Source organism: Gammaproteobacteria bacterium, from assembly GCA_024235095.1.
In the GTDB taxonomy this organism is placed as follows: Bacteria; Pseudomonadota; Gammaproteobacteria; order Competibacterales; family Competibacteraceae; genus UBA2383.
Genome location: JACKNC010000001.1, coordinates 338,355 through 354,805 on the forward strand (window position 1 = coordinate 338,355; position 16,451 = coordinate 354,805).

14 protein-coding genes and 1 pseudogene are annotated in these 16,451 nt (G+C 55.9%); 5 read left to right on the forward strand and 10 right to left on the reverse strand.

The genetic code is table 11. The features are described 5' to 3' along the window. Positions 1-60 precede the first annotated feature (60 nt). Complete coding sequence (locus H6973_01380; GenBank protein ID MCP5124321.1) at positions 61-1,161, reverse strand: peptidoglycan-binding protein; 1,101 nt, start codon at positions 1,159-1,161, stop codon at positions 61-63. Positions 1,162-1,439: 278 nt separating this feature from the next. Between H6973_01380 and ilvB the strand changes: the two genes are divergently transcribed. The 3 genes from ilvB to H6973_01395 all read left to right on the forward strand — a co-directional run bounded on the left by ilvB (position 1,440) and on the right by H6973_01395 (position 5,107). Beyond that, a complete protein-coding gene (gene ilvB / locus H6973_01385; protein ID MCP5124322.1) occupies positions 1,440-3,218 on the forward strand; it encodes a biosynthetic-type acetolactate synthase large subunit in 1,779 nt (592 codons plus the stop codon). Positions 3,219-3,271: 53 nt separating this feature from the next. Beyond that, positions 3,272-3,913 carry a TIGR04211 family SH3 domain-containing protein gene (locus H6973_01390; GenBank protein MCP5124323.1) on the forward strand — a complete coding sequence of 214 codons (642 nt, stop codon included), beginning with the start codon at positions 3,272-3,274 and terminating at the stop codon, positions 3,911-3,913. A gap of 99 nt (positions 3,914-4,012) precedes the next feature. Next, on the forward strand, positions 4,013-5,107 hold the full coding sequence (locus H6973_01395) for a microcin C ABC transporter permease YejB (protein ID MCP5124324.1): 1,095 nt from the start codon (positions 4,013-4,015) through the stop codon (positions 5,105-5,107). A 19-nt stretch (positions 5,108-5,126) separates the two neighbouring features. On the opposite strand, the gene H6973_01400 is transcribed toward H6973_01395, so the two are convergent. From H6973_01400 to galE, 3 genes are read right to left on the reverse strand one after another with little or no spacing between them, the layout of a single operon-like run. Then, positions 5,127-5,867, reverse strand: coding sequence for a 4'-phosphopantetheinyl transferase superfamily protein (locus tag H6973_01400; GenBank protein ID MCP5124325.1), 741 nt, complete (start codon positions 5,865-5,867; stop codon positions 5,127-5,129). Continuing rightward, positions 5,860-8,199, reverse strand: a complete 2,340-nt coding sequence (locus H6973_01405; protein MCP5124326.1) for an EAL domain-containing protein — start codon at positions 8,197-8,199, stop codon at positions 5,860-5,862. Before H6973_01405 ends, H6973_01400 begins: the two co-directional genes overlap by 8 nt. Positions 8,200-8,232: 33 nt before the next feature. Next, positions 8,233-9,204 carry a UDP-glucose 4-epimerase GalE gene (galE, locus tag H6973_01410; protein ID MCP5124327.1) on the reverse strand — a complete coding sequence of 324 codons (972 nt, stop codon included), beginning with the start codon at positions 9,202-9,204 and terminating at the stop codon, positions 8,233-8,235. Positions 9,205-9,363: 159 nt separating this feature from the next. On the opposite strand from galE, the gene H6973_01415 reads away from it, so the two are divergent. Then, positions 9,364-9,750 (forward strand): RidA family protein, encoded by a 387-nt coding sequence (locus tag H6973_01415; GenBank protein MCP5124328.1) that lies wholly within the window; start codon positions 9,364-9,366, stop codon positions 9,748-9,750. Positions 9,751-9,786: 36 nt separating this feature from the next. Here H6973_01415 and H6973_01420 read toward each other — a convergent pair whose 3' ends face one another. The 6 genes and pseudogenes from H6973_01420 to H6973_01445 form a co-directional block, all read right to left on the reverse strand. Continuing rightward, positions 9,787-11,109 (reverse strand): trypsin-like peptidase domain-containing protein, encoded by a 1,323-nt coding sequence (locus tag H6973_01420; GenBank protein MCP5124329.1) that lies wholly within the window; start codon positions 11,107-11,109, stop codon positions 9,787-9,789. A 15-nt stretch (positions 11,110-11,124) separates the two neighbouring features. Then, positions 11,125-11,787 carry a tetratricopeptide repeat protein gene (locus H6973_01425; GenBank protein ID MCP5124330.1) on the reverse strand — a complete coding sequence of 221 codons (663 nt, stop codon included), beginning with the start codon at positions 11,785-11,787 and terminating at the stop codon, positions 11,125-11,127. A 73-nt stretch (positions 11,788-11,860) separates the two neighbouring features. Continuing rightward, positions 11,861-12,361: a hypothetical protein gene (locus tag H6973_01430; GenBank protein MCP5124331.1), complete on the reverse strand. Its 501-nt coding sequence runs from the start codon at positions 12,359-12,361 to the stop codon at positions 11,861-11,863. 70 nt (positions 12,362-12,431) lie between these two features. Further along, the gene (locus H6973_01435) at positions 12,432-13,103 is read right to left on the reverse strand and encodes a glycine zipper 2TM domain-containing protein (protein ID MCP5124332.1); all 672 of its coding nucleotides are present in this window, start codon (positions 13,101-13,103) and stop codon (positions 12,432-12,434) included. A gap of 293 nt (positions 13,104-13,396) precedes the next feature. Continuing rightward, the gene (locus tag H6973_01440) at positions 13,397-14,008 is read right to left on the reverse strand and encodes a cytochrome c (GenBank protein MCP5124333.1); all 612 of its coding nucleotides are present in this window, start codon (positions 14,006-14,008) and stop codon (positions 13,397-13,399) included. Between the two features lie 161 nt (positions 14,009-14,169). Beyond that, positions 14,170-15,344 (reverse strand): annotated as a pseudogene (locus H6973_01445) (IS630 family transposase). Positions 15,345-15,776: 432 nt separating this feature from the next. On the opposite strand from H6973_01445, the gene rpe reads away from it, so the two are divergent. After that, positions 15,777-16,451: a ribulose-phosphate 3-epimerase gene (rpe, locus tag H6973_01450; protein ID MCP5124334.1), complete on the forward strand. Its 675-nt coding sequence runs from the start codon at positions 15,777-15,779 to the stop codon at positions 16,449-16,451.

Genomic DNA, 16,451 nt, shown 5'->3' on the forward strand with positions numbered 1-16,451 from the left:
CGTCGCGCCTACCAGAGAGAACAACCACACGCGCCGGCGGTTCATGATTTCCAGCCTTGCTCATGGGTTCATGGTGTTCGCGTGGGCCTTGGGAATTTTCTGGCCACGCTGATCGGTGATCCCATACATCAACAAGGGCTTCTCAGCCGCGCCGTAGAAATCGTTCACTCCGAGCGTGTGCCCCAGCTCATGGGCCAGCGTATCGCCCACATTCGTCCCGGCGTGATCTTCGAAAATACAATTCTTACCCAGCGTACCCGCGTCGGTGTCATCGTGATTAGGATTGATGTCCTGTTCATATTCCCAGACGAAAAATACATTAAAGTCGGCGGAAGCGTCGCCCTTGGCGGTGACCAGATCCCATTCATGTTCGCTGGCAGGCACCCCAGGCAAATGCTTGGAGAAGCGCACCACGGTGCCCAGATCCTTGTTGATCTTGACGCTGATCGCCCGCTTCTTGGTGACCTGAATATTGGCCTGCGGCAGGAAAATATCGTTCATGGTCTTGACCCAACCATCCACGCTGCTGGCGCTGCGACTGGTTTTATGACCTGCGTTATCCTCGACCAGATGAAATGACGCCTGAATGGTTTTTTTGGTTTTGACCGCAATTTCCAGACTGGCCACCGTGGTGGCGCCATTCTTGACATCAATAAATGTCGTACCCTTGGTCTTGCCCTTGATGATCAATTCCCGTCCGCCATGCACGAAACACTTCGGGACATCTTCGACCGTAGCGATGCCGGGGTTGCGACTGACCACATTGAGATTGGCGGCATTCTTCAGAATGACCGTCTTTTGCCCGCTCATGGGGACCATCTGCCAGGGAGGGTTGACCGCGCCATCAAACCCATCCTTGGGTTTTTTCTCCTCGAACTTGGGTTTGCCGGCGGGCGGCGCGGGCATTGCACCCGGACCGGTATAAGTAACGCCCAGCGCTCCCCAGGTCTTCGGACCAACAATCCCATCGACCTTCAATCCCTTCATTTGCTGGAAGGTGCGCGTAGCGGCATCAGTTTTCGAGCCAAAGATACCGTCTTCCACCAGTTTCTTCCCCTGGGGCAGCTTAGGCAGGGGGACTTTCTGATTCAGTAACCCTTGCAGCAGTTTGACATCAGCACCGGTGCTACCCTTTTGAATCATGCGATTTGCAGTTGCCATAGTGATTTCTCCACATTCTATAAAATCAAAATGTAGGTTTTATTTCTCAAACCTCATGCCATTTTCTCCAAACGCTTGATTATCGGGTTATTCGCAGATTGGATCGATTCAGTCCGGTCATTCCGAACCGTTCGAGTTGACCGGTACAGCTCAAAATGAGTGGAATGGCCTTTGGAGTAGCGAGAAAGTGGTTACAATTGCTTGTCCCGACTCTCTCCATTGGAACCGACCGAATGGGCGGCAACCCAATGGATTCAAGACTCAAAAGGTATTTCTCCATGCTGGAAGTGAAAGAACCCGTTGCAGGATGCGCGCCGCCAGCGCGCAGTGGCGCCGAGATCGCTATCGATGTGCTGAATGAACTCGGCGTCGACTACCTGTTTGGACATACCGGCGGCGCAGTCATTCCCTTGCACGCCGAGTTGAATCTGCGGATGAGACAAGGCCGGAAAACGCCTCGTTTCGTGCTATGCCGTCAGGAAGGCGCGGCTGGTCACGCCGCCGAAGGCTACGCCCGGGCCAGCGGCAAAATCGGGGTCGCGCTGGCGACGTCCGGGCCGGGCGCGACCAACCTGATAACGCCCATTGCCGACGCCTACAAAGATTCGACGCCCTGCGTTTTTATCACCGGCCAAGTCCCCAGCACCATGCTTGGCAAGGACGCCTTCCAGGAAGTCGACATGGTGGGCATTACCCGCTCCATCTGCAAACACAACTACCTGGTCAAGGATGCCGGAGAGCTGGCCGGTGTATTACGCCAAGCTTTCTTCGTTGCGGGTAGCGGTCGGCCCGGGCCGGTGGTGGTGGATATTTGCAAGAATGCACTTATTGGCCAGTCCATGACCGAACACCCGCTCAGACTGCCGCGCGGTTATTATCCCGAGACGACCATGCATCGCCCGACTGCTGATCGCCTGCTGGCGGCGCTGCAAAGCGCGCAACAACCGGTGGTCATCGGCGGCGGTGGGGTGATCAGCGCCGAAGCCAGCGACGAATTCCGTCAATTCGTGGATCGCTATCAATTGCCGGTCACGCTGACATTCATGGGGCTGGGCGCGATCAACCACGACCATCCCCGGTTTCTGGGTATGCCTGGAATGCATGGCACAGTTGCTGCGAACCAGGCGCTACGGGATGCGGATTTCATTTTGAGCATCGGCGCCCGTTTCGATGACCGGGTCGCGGTTCGCGCGTTCGGTGAAGGCAAAACCATTGCCCATGTCGATATCGACGCGACCGAGATCGGTAAGGCGATTATGGCCGATTACCCCTTGCGCGCGAATGCCCAGGATTTCCTGAATTACGCCAACGGGCTTGATTGGGCCAGCGGAGACATCGACAAGTGGCTGGATCGGTTGACCGCCTGGAAACAGGAATACGCACCGACTTACCGAACTGGGGGAAACTTTATTAAACCCCAGCAATTCATCGAGGAATTATCCCGGCTGACCGAACGGACCAGCATCATCGTCACCGGCGTCGGCCAGCACCAGATGTGGTCCGCGCTGTTTTACAATTACCAGGAACCTCGCCAATGGATCAGTTCGGGGGGACTGGGCACCATGGGCTTTGGCTTGCCCGCCGCCATCGGCGCCTGTTACGCCCGCCCCGACAAGACGGTGCTATGCATCGACGGCGACGGCAGTTTCCAGATGAATCTTCAGGAACTGGCCACCATCGCCGCAAACCGGATTCCGGTGAAAACCTTCATTCTGAATAACGGTTTTCTGGGCATGGTGCGGCAATGGGAGGACATGTTCAATCAGGGCCATCATTACGAAACCTGCCTGGCGCGGACGACGCAATGCGATCCAGCTTGCATTGACGCTCGGGAATGCCGGACGCCGAATCCCAATTATTTGAATCTGGGCCGCGTGTTTCCGGGCATCGAAACCGTGCGGATCAGCCGTCCTGACCAAATCCAGACCGGCATTCAACAAGCGCTGAATTATGATGGCCCCTGTGTGGTCGATGTCTGGGTCGACCGCACCGAGGATGTCAAGCCGATGATTCCGCCGGGTGGAACCCTGGCGGATATGATTCATGAACTGGATTGAGTTTGGCGTCATTACTTACCCAGCCTCTTGTACACGATTCGACTGGAGTCCGCGTGAAGCGATTTTTTTTACTGTATCCGTTGTTGATACTGATTTTTCTGATCGGCCCCGTCCATGCCGAAACCCGTTATGCGACAGATGACTTCACAGTGCCGGTGCGCAGCGGCGCTTCCACACGCCACAAGATCCTGCGCATGGTGTCTAGCGGTACGCCTTTGGTCATTTTGCAAACCAATAATGAAGACGGCTATACCCAGATTAAAACGCCGGAGGGAACCGTCGGCTGGATTCTGACGCGCTACCTGATGGATGAGCCGCCGACCCGGGAGCAGGTGGCGCAACTTGAAAAGCGCATGGCTGCGCTTGAAAGTGAAAATCAGACTCTACAGGGTGAAAAGAAAGCGCTGGAAACGACCCGCGCTGACTTGACGCGCTGCAGCGCGGAATTGGCAGAAGTTCGCCGCGCTGCGTCCCAAACTCTGGCAATTGAAGAAGATAATGCGAGATTGCAACAGGAAATGGCCGCAATTAATCAGCAATTGCTGGAACTCGAAACGCAAAATATCTCCTTGCGCGACGAATCCAAACGCGACTGGTTCCTGGTAGGCGCCGGCGTAGTTGCAGGCAGTCTGTTGCTGGGCCTGATCATTCCGCACATTCCCTGGCGCCGACGCCGACGCTGGGATCAATTCTGACCAGAGGAAAACGACTAAAATCTTCTCAACCCCCCTTTTTCAAAGAGGGGAGGTGAATACTTACCAAATAACCTTTAGTCCATTAGCAAAAAGTTTCGCATGTTCTCCTACCTCCTGCGCCGCCTGTCGCTGATTCCGCTGACCTTGCTAGGCATTATCGCGATTAATTTCGCCATCGTGCAGATTGCGCCTGGCGGGCCGGTGGAGCAATTGCTGGCGCAACTCAAAAATACCGCTGTAGCGGCAACCGCGCGGGTGGGCGGCGGACAGGGCATGGAAGCAAGCGGCGGCGCAGCGGCAACGAGCAGTGACAGCGCCTATCGCGGCGCGCAGGGTCTGGACCCGGCGTTCATTGCCGAATTGAACCGCCAGTTTGGTTTCGACCAGCCTGCTTACGTGCGGTTTGGCCGAATGATCGGCGACTATCTGACCTTCGATCTCGGCCAGAGTTATTTCCGCGACCGGGCGGTGCTGGATCTGGTACTGGACAAGCTGCCGGTTTCCATCTCGCTCGGGGTATGGAGCACGCTGCTGATCTACGTGATTTCGATTCCGCTGGGCATCGCTAAGGCGGTGCGCGACGGCTCGCGTTTCGACGTATTGACCAGCGCGGCGGTCATCGTCGGTTACGCGATTCCCGCTTTCCTGTTCGCGATCCTGCTGATCATTCTATTTGCCGGCGGACGCTATCTGGACTGGTTCCCATTGCGCGGATTGACTTCCGACAACTGGATGGATTTGAGTTGGCCGGCGCGCATCGCCGACTACTTCTGGCATCTGACCTTGCCGGTCACGGCAATGGTGATTGGCGGTTTCGCGTCATTGACCATGCTGACCAAAAATGCCTTTCTGGACGAGATCAATAAACAATATGTCGTCACCGCCCGCGCCAAGGGCTTGAGCGAGCGGCGGGTGCTGTACGGACATGTTTTCCGCAACGCCATGCTGCTGGTGATCGCTGGTTTTCCGGCCACGCTGGTGAGTATGTTGTTTACCGGTTCGCTGTTGATCGAGGTGATCTTTTCGCTGGATGGACTGGGTTTACTGGGTTTCGAGGCTGTGGTGAAACGTGACTATCCAGTGATGTTCGGGACGCTGTACTTCTTCAGCCTGATCGGCTTATTGTTGAATCTGATCAGCGACTTAACCTATCATTGGGTAGACCCGCGCATCGACTTTGCGGCGCGAACGTAGCGACTCCCTTCCGGTGCAGTTAACCGGCATTCCAGCGCCAACCCCGCCAGCGCCAGTCAGCGCCGGGCGCGGCCAGCGCGGCGACCCACCCAGGTTCGATGGGCACATTCAGCACGCTCCATTCCCGGTCAGCGGCGTCGCGCAGACCCACCCGCTGGTTGACCCAATCGTCACCCTGCAAACAGACTTCCAACTTGCCCAAACCGTGGGCTAGTCCTTCTCCCAGTGCTTTGACGACCGCCTCCTTGCGCGTCCAGCAGGCAAAAAACTCTTCGCGGGCACATGCCGGGGGCAATTCCTGGAATACCGCCCATTCACGCGAGGTACAGATGCGTTCCGCCACCGCCGCGTAATCCAACCGACGATTCATGTCCTCCAAATCTACGCCGACCTCACACCGGGCAATGGCGTACAACACCTGATCACTGCTGTGGGAAAGATTGAAGTGCAAACAGGTTTCCGCAGGCTGGCCCACTAGCACCGGCTTGCCGCGCGGTCCCTGATTGAAACGGATAAGCGCCGCCGGCTGATCCAGATAGATACCCAGCAGTTCCCGCAGCAAACCGCGTCCTGCAATGAAACGATCCTGATGCTCAGGAAAGCGAAACCGCCCCGCCCGTTCCCGCTCGTCCACGGTCAACGTGGCTGTCAGCACAGCTAATCTCTCGGCCGGCAGCCGCAAATTAGCCAGCCAGAGGTGCGCTTCCTCCGCAGCCAGGGCCGGAGCCGCTCCTCGCATCGACTGCAAAGGGTCAATCACTGGCCACTGCGTATTCACAATGGAAGGAAGCAACGATCGAGGATCGACGGGTAAGCCATGTTACAAAATCTTCTGCTGGCAGCGGTTGGCTGAATAGATACCCTTGCGCCAGATCACAACCTTGCTCCAGCAGAATGCGCCGCTGCTGCTCAGTCTCGACGCCCTCGGCAATGACTTTCAGTCCCAGGCTATGCCCTAGCGCCACAATAGTTGCAGCAAGCGTCCGGTCATCCGGATCATTCTCCAGATCGCGCACGAAACTTTGATCGATCTTCAGCGCCGTGATCGGCAGGCGTTTGAGATAACCCAGACTGGAATAACCGGTGCCGAAATCGTCAACAGCCAACCCGATACCCAAGCGCCTCAATCCCTGCAACGTATCGGTCGTCTGCGTGCCGGTTTCGAGCAAGGTGGATTCGGTCAGCTCCAGTTCTAATGCGGCGGGCGGCAAACCGTAAATGGTTAGCAAACCCTCAATATGCGCCACGAATCCAGGTTGGCGAAAGTGGCGTGCAGCAAGGTTGACAGCCACATGCAAAGCAGGCAACCCAGCGCTACGCCAAGCGGCCAATTGCCGGCTGACTTCTTCCAACATCCAGTCGCCCAAACCAACTATCAGGTCACTGGCTTCCGCTAGCGGAATAAATTGATTGGGCGGGATCAAGCCGCGTTTCGGATGTTGCCAACGAACCAGAGCCTCGGCGCCGACCAGCTTCCCATCCGCCAACCGCAACTTGGGCTGGTAGTAAGCACGTAACTGGCCCATTTCGAGCGCCTGGCGCAATTCGGTTTCCAGCATCAATCGCGCCACGCTGGCAATATTCATTTCCCGGGTATAAAACATACGAGTATTGCGCCCAGCCTCTTTGGCCCGGTACAGAGCGGTATCGGCGTTCTTCAGCAACTCGTCAAAATTGACGCCATTATAAGGATAGAGAGCGATCCCAGCCGAGAGCGTGGCGTGCAAGCGATGGCTGGCGATATTGAACGGCTGACGGAAAGCGGCCAGCAGTTTGTCCGCCACTCGCCGCGCCCCTTCCAAGCCAACCTCGGGCAGCAGCAACACAAACTCGTCGCCGCCCAGCCGACAAACTGTGTCGGTTTCCCGGACTGTTCTTTCAAGCCGCCGCGCGACCTCCACCAACAACACATCTCCCTCGGTGTGACCGAGTGAGTCGTTCACTTCCTTGAAGCGATCCAGATCCAGAAACAGGATAGCCAACTCCTCGCCACGCCGCTCCGCCAACCCCAGCATCAAATCCGCCCGTTGCGTCAACAACGTCCGGTTCGGCAGACCCGTAAGCGCATCGTAGTAAGCCAAATATTGGATGTTTTGCTTGTCCCGCTGCTGCTCAGTGATATCGCGTCCGGTGCCGCGATAGCCGGCAAAACATCCGGCGGCATCAAATAAGGGGATGCCATTGATGGAAAACCAGCGTTCCTCGCCCGAATCCGAATGCACCCGATACTCAAAATTCCGAAAGGGTTGATGCGCATCAAGCAGAGCGCGGTGCGCCGCCCACTGTTCTGGCATCAGATTGACAATCGGCATTTCCCAGCGGGTCTTGCCCAGAAAATGGTTGGGATTAATACCGATTTGCTCCAGGCCCGCCATCGCCTTGCCCAAAGTAAAGTAGGTAAATCGAAACTGATCATCCTGTTCCCAGAGCCAGTCCGAAGCCAGCGTTGACAGATCGCGGAATCGCGCTTCACTGGCGCGCAACGCCTCTTCGGCGTTCTTGCGTTGCGTAATATCACGCCAGGTTGTATGCAGAATATGCTGATTCCGCCACGGAATCACTGTTAGCAATACTTCTACCCAAACTTCGCTTCCATCCAGGCGGCGATGCACCCACTCGAACCGCTGATTGCCTTCCTGGAAGGCGGTGGTAATGATTGCCTGGGCTTTTTCAGCAGAACGCCGGCCATCTGGCTGAAATTCAGGTGATAAATCAGATGGTTGCCGATTAAGCACCTGTTCTTTACTCGTAGCGCGCATTAATCGAACCGTTGCGGCGTTGCAATCGAAAAAGCGCTCGTGATCGAGCAGCAAGTTGGCGTCGCAGGATTGCTCAAATAACTTGCGAAATAACTGCTCGCGTTCTCTCAAGCCCGTCGCTCGCGCCATTGTCACTCTCGTTCGCCGCCACTGGTAAAGACACAACGCGCCCAGGAGCACAACGAAGACCACCATCGCGATCGGCCAACGGTACCCATAGTCGGCGGAACCTGCAATCGATTGATGAGTCCAGCAGTACACTACCCAACACATCAGCACAACCGCCAGAATACTCACCATGAACGACAGGATAGCGTGGACCTTAGCGCTCATCGTCGTTTACCTTGTTCTTCTGTAATCAGCGCCTTAACTTATTGTTTCCCATTGCCAAGCATGAGCGATAATCGTCGCCAGATCGGCGTAACGCGGCGTCCAGGCCAGTTCCGCTTTCGCTTTTCGTGAATCGGCGACCAAGCGAGCCGGATCGCCAGGCCGGCGTTGGCCGTATTGCACTGGAATATCGCGTCCGGTCACCGTGCGAGCGGTTTCAACGACTTCCTGTACCGAGAAACCGTTGCCGTTACCCAAATTATAGGCAACGCTGTCCGCGCCATCCCACAAGCGCTGTAAAGCCAACAAGTGCGCTTCGCACAGATCATTGACGTGAATGTAATCGCGGATGCAAGTTCCGTCCGGGGTGTCGTAATCCTTGCCGAATACAGTGATATGCGGCCGGCGACCGCTGGCGGCTTGCAGCGCCAAGGGAATGAGATGCGTTTCCGGGTCATGCCGTTCGCCCAGTTCGCCTTCGGGATCGGCGCCGGCGGCGTTGAAGTAACGCAGGCAGACTGATTTCAGCTCATAGGCCGTGTCGTAATCCTCCAGGATCTGCTCGACCATCCACTTGCCGCGCCCGTAGGGATTGATCGGTTGTTTGGGATGCTCCTCATCGATTGGAGTTCGCACTGGCTCGCCGAAGATCGCAGCGGTGGATGAGAAGATGAAGTTGTTTACCCGCCGCGCTACCAGCACATCCAGCAGATTCTGGGTCTTAAATACATTGTTACGGTAATACTTGGCTGGATCGCGCACCGATTCGCCGACCTGGATATAAGACGCGAAATGCATGACGCCATCGAAACAGGTTTCCCGGCACACTTCATCCAGAATATCCCGCTCAAACAGATCGCCTAGTACAAATCGCACGCCCTTTGCCACCGCGTTTCGATGGCCGGTAGACAAATTGTCTAGCACGGTCACCTCGAACCCGCGTTGAACCAGTAATTTCACCATGTGGGAGCCGATATACCCCGCCCCACCGACGACAAGTACATGCATCGTCCTTTCCTCGCTAGTGCGCCAAAATTAAAAATTACTGAGTTGATTTAGCATAAACTGAAGTTACAGCCGATCGTTTCCTCTATCGCTCCTCTGCACGATACGCTCTAAATTTATTATCCTTACATCCTTCATCCTTCATCCTTTGAGAACATGCTTATGCCTCGTGAAATCATCAAGACTGATCAAGCCCCGGCCGCCATTGGCGCCTATTCCCAGGCAGTCAAGGTCGGCGACACGGTTTATCTGTCCGGCCAGATTCCCCTTAATCCGGCGACCATGCAGTTGGTAGAAGGCGGCATAGAGGCGCAGATTCGCCAAGTGTTCGATAATCTGGCGGCGGTAGCTCGCGCTAGTGGCGGCGGCCTGGCGGATACGGTCAAGCTCAATGTTTTCCTGACCGATCTCAGCCATTTCGCCCTGTTGAATCAGATTATGGCCGAATATTTCCAGGAGCCTTATCCGGCGCGGGCGGCGATTGGCGTTGCTGCCCTACCGCGCAGCGCGCAGGTGGAAATGGACGCGGTATTGACGCTCAGCGCGTAGCATCGACCTAAAAATCACCCATGCCATCAACTCCCATTAATCAACACGCGGTTTGCCATTCAGCCGCCCGCTTTTCATGCGTTTCGGGTCGAAAAACCTGGAGTTCACGATTTCGGCGGCGGCAATGGCAAAGTTCAGGTTCTGGCCCACCTTAGAGCCGAGCGTGGCGATGCCGATGACCGTGCCATCCCGCAGCAAGACCGGTCCGCCGCTGTTACCGGGACTGATCGGTGCGGAAATCTGGATGTAACGCACCCCATCAATCTCGCGCAAACCACTGATGATACCAGTGGAAAACGTCCCTTCCAAACCATAGGGATTGCCGATCACGAAAACATCCAGACCCACCAGATCCCGGTTGTAGGTTTCATTCAGCACCAGGCTGTCCCGAGTCTTCAGCGAAGTCGCTAGAAGCGCCAGATCCGGGGTTTTGCTGCGGCGGCGCACCTCGGCCCTCGATTCCTGATCGCCGCAGCGCACCGCCAGATTTTCCGCTTTCTCGATCACATGGCTGTTGGTCATAACCAATCCATCTGTGGAAACCAGCAATCCGCTGCCCAGGTTAGCAGTTTTACCATTCTGGAAAGTGACGATGAGACAGGTCAACGGGATGGCGTGTCGATAAACTTTCTGTCGGGGACTTTCCGTACTGCTACCCTCGGTTCGAACAATCTCCCCCGGTTGCGGATCGGGAAGCGGCGCCTGGACAGGACGACCGGTTTCTCCTGGATTGTTGGACGCGCCAGGGGAAGCGGTTGTAGCGGAGATCGCTCGCAAGGCTTGCAATGCGCCGATACGCACCTTATCCGTCTCATGGGTCGTAGCCAATTGCCGTAATTGCGCAGCCATGCGCGGTTGATCCTGAGCAAACTGGTAGGCATTAATCAGCGCGCCCGTCGCTCTTTGGGCGTCCCCCAGCTGACCGTAAATTTCCCCCAGCGTCAGCCAATGCGTTGCCTGCGCTGGCGCTAGAGAAAGCGCATAGACCGCCAGGCGTTCCGCTTCCCGCGGGCGGTTCAAGCGCAAATAGGTTAACGCGAGAGACCCGGCGATATCCGGATCGGCAGGGTCGGCGATGAAGGCTTGGCGGAATGCGGATAAAGCGCTTTTGAGGTTTCCGCGCCCGAGGTTCTCCTGACCCTGCTGGCTGAAGGACCGCGCCTGTTGAAGATCGCCAGGTTCTGGCTGACGCAGACTGCCTAGCAATTCGTGGAAAGTTTGTACGCTGGCCATATCCCCGGCAAGCGCGTGAATGATCATCTGCTGGACATGATAATCAAAGGTTTCGTACTGGCCAGCCACAGCCGGTCGCAACGCCAAGGCGATCGCCAGCGCCAATATTTTAAGCAGGACGCGCATGACGTGTTGATAACATTACTTGAACAGGGCCGGATTGGGCGCTAGGGGCGGGACAATCGCAGGTTGTGCAGGCAGATGGTACAAATGCAGAGTTTCCAGGGCGGCGTTGCGCAAGGCATCCACTGCTTCATCTTCAGCGATATAACGCAAAATTTCCTCGGCTTTCATTGGATTCTGTGCATAAAGATAGGTATTAGCAAGCGCCCCTACCGCTCGGCGCTGGTCGTTCTGGAGACCGTAAATCTGCGCCAACTGAAACCAAGCGCCCGCCCGAGTCGGCTCCAGCGACAGGGCTTGTTGCAAGGCGCGCTCCGCATCAATGAATCGGTTAAGCTTGCGGTAGAGCAGGCCCAGATGGTTGAAAGCTTCCACATGGCCAGAATCGTCCTGAACCGCCTGCTGAAAAGCCTTTAACGCCTCGTCCAGCCTATCCTGTTGTAAAGCGGCCTGTCCCCACTGGACGGAAGCATTAGCCGCCGCTGGATCGAGCGCTGTCGGTCGCGAGTTCTGCTCCAACATGCGCTGCATGGTCTGCACGCCTTGCTGATTGCCGGCGGCGGCCAGGTCGATCATCTGCTGCACGAAAAACCGGTTGCGTTCACTGTCTTGAGCAAATACCAGGCTAATACAGAAACCCGCCGCCAGGAGCGAAATGAACATCAGCCAGACATTTCTCATAACTGTCTTTCCGCATGGAAACCGGACAAATTCAAGAGCAACTCCTGGTTTCCATTCCTGATGCCTGGAACCTTTACAAGCCCTTGATCGCGTCATACTGCCGCTCCAGGCTCAATTGGCGGGTCTCAGCCTGTTGGACCGAAAGCTGACCTTGTTCAAGTTGAACTTCAAACTGCTGGATATTGCGCGTTAGTTGCTGTTGTTGGCGACGCAGTTCCACAGTCTTTTGTTCAGTTATGGATTTGGAGCGGCGCAATTCATTGATTCGGTTGGCCAGCGCCCGGTTTTTCGCTTTGAGCGAGGCCAATTGCCAACGCTGCGCAGCAACATCCTCGGCTTTCATCTGTCGCTCGGCTTCCAGATATGCGCCCTCTTCCCGCAGGGCGCGCAACTCGTTCAAGGTTTCGTCGCGTTCTCCCTGCAATTCCTGTTGACGCATTTCATAGTCACCCGCCGCTAGTCCATGTACGCCGCCGAAGAAACCACCGGTGCGCGGATCGTTGGTTGGATCGGTCGCGCAAGCGCTCAGGATAAGAAGGCTCAGGATACTGCTGGAAATAGTCAAGTTCTTCATTGGCATCAACCTCCTGCTTCCGGCTTCTTTTCAGCAAGAGCAAGGTCTTTCGGAAGCATGCTGGATTGGTTTATATGGATAGATTGTCATAAATTTGATGCAGACTAGCGACGTTTTGGCTTGATTGCTCCTCAGCCTGGCGAAGTTGCACTAAATTGGTTTCTAGTTGCCGGGTGTATTGATCCTCGTTTCCACGCTTCTGCCGCGATTCCTGGTAAACCTGCTGGGTATCGGCCAACTGTTTTTCAGTAAGCGACTGGACCTTCTTGGCTTTGGCGAGTTGCTGTTCCAGGCTGGTTTTTTGCCGGGCCAGAGCATCGCGGGAAACCTGGCCCGCCCGATACTCCTGCGCCAGGCGGCGCGACTCACGATCCAGTCGGGCGATTTCCTGATAGAGCTGACGGTTCTGCGCATCGGCTTCCACAATAAAATCCTGGTTGCGTTGAATTTCCGCGATCAGGAAATCTTCTTCGGTGGCGTACTGGGCCTTGCGTTCGGCGATGGAACTGCCGATGCCCGCGCCAATGATGCCGCCGGCCGCGGCGCCGATCAGAGCGCTCCTTCTGTTGTCACCCATCGCTGCGCCGAGCAATCCCCCCACGAGAGCGCCGACCATGGCGCCCTCGGCAACAGTTTGCTGCTGATCATTCATTGTCCCATCGGGGTTGGTGGCGCAGGCCGATAACAGGGCGGTGATGAGAAGGGTGACAATCATCGGTCTTGTTAATTCGGGAATAAACATTTTGTGTCTCCTGGAAAAACTTTATTCTGTTAAATCGCTGGTTATGATAGTGTCTTGATGAAAGTTGCTCATTGAGAGAAAAATCATCATATACATATTTTGACGCTCTGCTCGATGCGCAGGTTCATCAGGAAGGGAAGCGCGCCAGACTGAATAAAGGAGCCAGAAACGGTATCGTTCAGGCGGATTCAGAGGGGATTGGATGGATAAGGATGGGTGGGGATGGTGCCGGGTTACCTGGGGCCAGCGCCCCAGGTTGACAAGATATCGCGCTGCTGATTTGGAGCAACGGTCTATTCCTGCTGAACGGTCACTAATCCCTTGGGCTGACTAGCGTAGTAGGCGGCCAGATCGGCGATATCCTGTTTTGACAGCGGCTTGGCCATCCCACTCATAATAGGGTTCTTGCGCTTTCCTGACTGATAGTGTTGCAGGACCGTCCGCAGATAGTCCTCATGCTGGCCAGCCAGCCTTGGGTAAATAGGGGCGTTGCCGTTGCCGTCCGCGCCATGGCAGGCAACGCAGGTCGTGTTTTTGGCCTTACCGGCAGCGACATCGCCTTGCACGGGATAAGGCGCAGCGGCCGACTCGAAACTGGCCAGGTAAGCAGCGATATCCTGCATATCCTGTTCACTGAGCTGGAAGGCGTTGGCATGCATGGTCGGGTGTGTGCGCTCGCCCGCCTGGTAGGCTTTGAGCGCGGTCACGATATACTCCGCTTTCTGGCCGCCCAGTCGGGGTACATGATAAGTCGGGTACGCATTGGTATAGCCCGGAATGGCATGGCAACCGGCGCAGGTAGCGAACTTGGTCTTGCCGGCTTGAGGATTGCCGGCGGCCTGGGCGACGCCAGCCAAGCCGCAAATCATCAGGATGGCAAAAGGCCGCAGTAGGGATCGGGTCATGGTGGTCCTCGTGTGGAAGGTCTTTGGATTTGGTTCTAAAACCAGATAAAACTAGCTGGTATAGGGACAGATATCAATCATTAATGCCGAATTCCCGCACTTTTCTCCACAACGTGGCGCGGCTGACGCCCCGCATTGCCGCCGCTTGGTCGCTTTTTCCTCTAGTGGGCTGACACAGAAGTTTTGACAGGTTCAGAGGTTTCTAGGTCCACCGGGGTTTCAGAAGATTTCAAGGGAGGATAGAGGCGCTTGAGTTTGACCCGGGCCAAGTCGGTGCCGAACTGCCAGTGGATTTTGGTCTGACGTAGGTTGCGTGGGCCTTGCCAAGCGGCGATTTCCTTCCGCAAAGTTTCGAGGTTCGCAATGCGGCGATTCAAACACTGGCCGGCGAGAACAGCGAACTCACATTCCGCCATATTGAGCCAACTGCCATGCTTGGGGGTGTAATGAAATTCGAGCTTGCGGGTGATCCGGCGGGCTTCCTCTGGAGAAAAGACACTATACAAGGCCGCAGGAGTGTGGGTATTGAGGTTATCCACGACCAACCGGATTCGCTCCGCCTTCGGAAAGTACACATCAACGAGTTGCTGCATTTGCTGGGCAAAATCGCGTTTGGTGCGCTGTTTCGTGACATTAACATGACGCCACCCGCGCAAGGGTTGTACGAATAGAAATAAATTGGCGGTGCCTTCGCGTTTGTATTCACAGTCATAGCGCGCCGGTTGACCCGGGCGGGCGGGTTGAGGACAGCGGGTTTCGCTGGTCAATTGCACCGGACTTTCATCGAAGCACACTTGGGGGTATTGAGGATCATCGGGTTCGGCGTACAGGTCCAACACATCCTCCATATGCCAAACATAATCGGGACTGACACTGGGAATACACCATTCTTGACGTTGCCAGGGTTTGAGGTCGTTTTTTTAAGGATGCGCCGCACACTCTCACGGGAAATGGCTTCGATGGGCCGGAGTTCCATGAAGCGGTCCGCTAACAATTGGAGAGTCCACTGACAACGGCCAGCGGGCGGGGTACTACAGGCCAAGGCGACCAGAAAGGCGGCCTGTTTGCCGGTCAAGGCCGGGGGCAAACCGACTCGTGGCCGCTCGCTTAACGCCGCCAGCAACCCTTCGTCGACAAACCGTTGACGGGTACGATGAACGGTCGAAATCCCCAAGTGAAGGCTTTGGGCAATGGCCTCATCCGTCGCCCCTTCCGCAGCCTGCAGCAACACATGGGCACGGGCAACCTTGCGCGCCGCTGCCTTGCCTTTATGAATGACCTTCAGCAGGTCTTCCCGCTCCTCTTCAGTTAGATCAACCAGATACTTGTGGGCCATGGTGATTCCTCCTGTTGATCTCAACCATAGGGCACCCACCGCTACCTGTCAAAACTTCTGTGTCAGCCCACTAGCCTGGCTCAAGGCGTCAAGGATACGTTTTTTCCAGACAGCCGGCATCGACTCGCGCACATTCGCGTCAGGCGCAGCTTCGCTAAATGCGTTAGAGCGCTTGATCAGACAGGCCGGCAGATCGTCAATTCCTGTTCCTGGCAAGCGGCTTGAGTAGCCCTCAGCTCCCTTGTAATTACTGGGTTTCCATGCGCGAAGACACGCTGATTTTTCAGGTAATAAATTGATAATTAGATATTTTTATATAGAATTAAGCTAAACTAGTGTTCTCAGTACCTATGAGACGAATTATCTGTCTAAGGAAACTACGGTTAACTGATCGACCTGCCCACTGGAAATTCTTTAAGGTAGCAACTCCTTATGCACAATTATTTGATTGCTCCGTCCATCCTGTCCGCCGATTTCGCCCGGTTGGGCGAGGAAGTCGACGCCGTACTGGCGGCGGGTGCGGACTGGGTGCATTTCGATGTGATGGACAATCATTACGTCCCTAATCTGACCGTCGGCCCTATCGTGTGCGCGGCGCTGCGCAAGCACGGCGTCACTGCGCCGATTGACGCCCATCTGATGATTAAACCGGTGGATCGTATCATCCCCGATTTCGCTGCCGCCGGCGCGACCTACATCACCTTTCACCCAGAAGCCAGCGACCATATCGACCGTAGTCTGCAACACATCCGTGATTGTGGTTGTCAATCCGGCCTGGTTTTCAATCCCGCCACGCCGCTGGATTGCCTGAAATACGTGATGGACAAGGTTGACATGGTGTTGTTAATGGCGGTCAATCCCGGTTTCGGCGGTCAGAGTTTCATTAACGGCACCTTGAGAAAGTTGCGTGAAACACGGCGCTTGATTGATGAAAGCGGTTGCGCGGTGCGCCTGGAAGTGGATGGCGGCGTCAAAATCGACAACATCCGCGCCATTGCCGAAGCAGGCGCTGACACCTTCGTGGCCGGCTCGGCCATTTTCAATACCCCCGACTATTCAGCCACTATTGCCGCCCTGCGCGCGGAATTGGCCAAGACAGACAGCTAA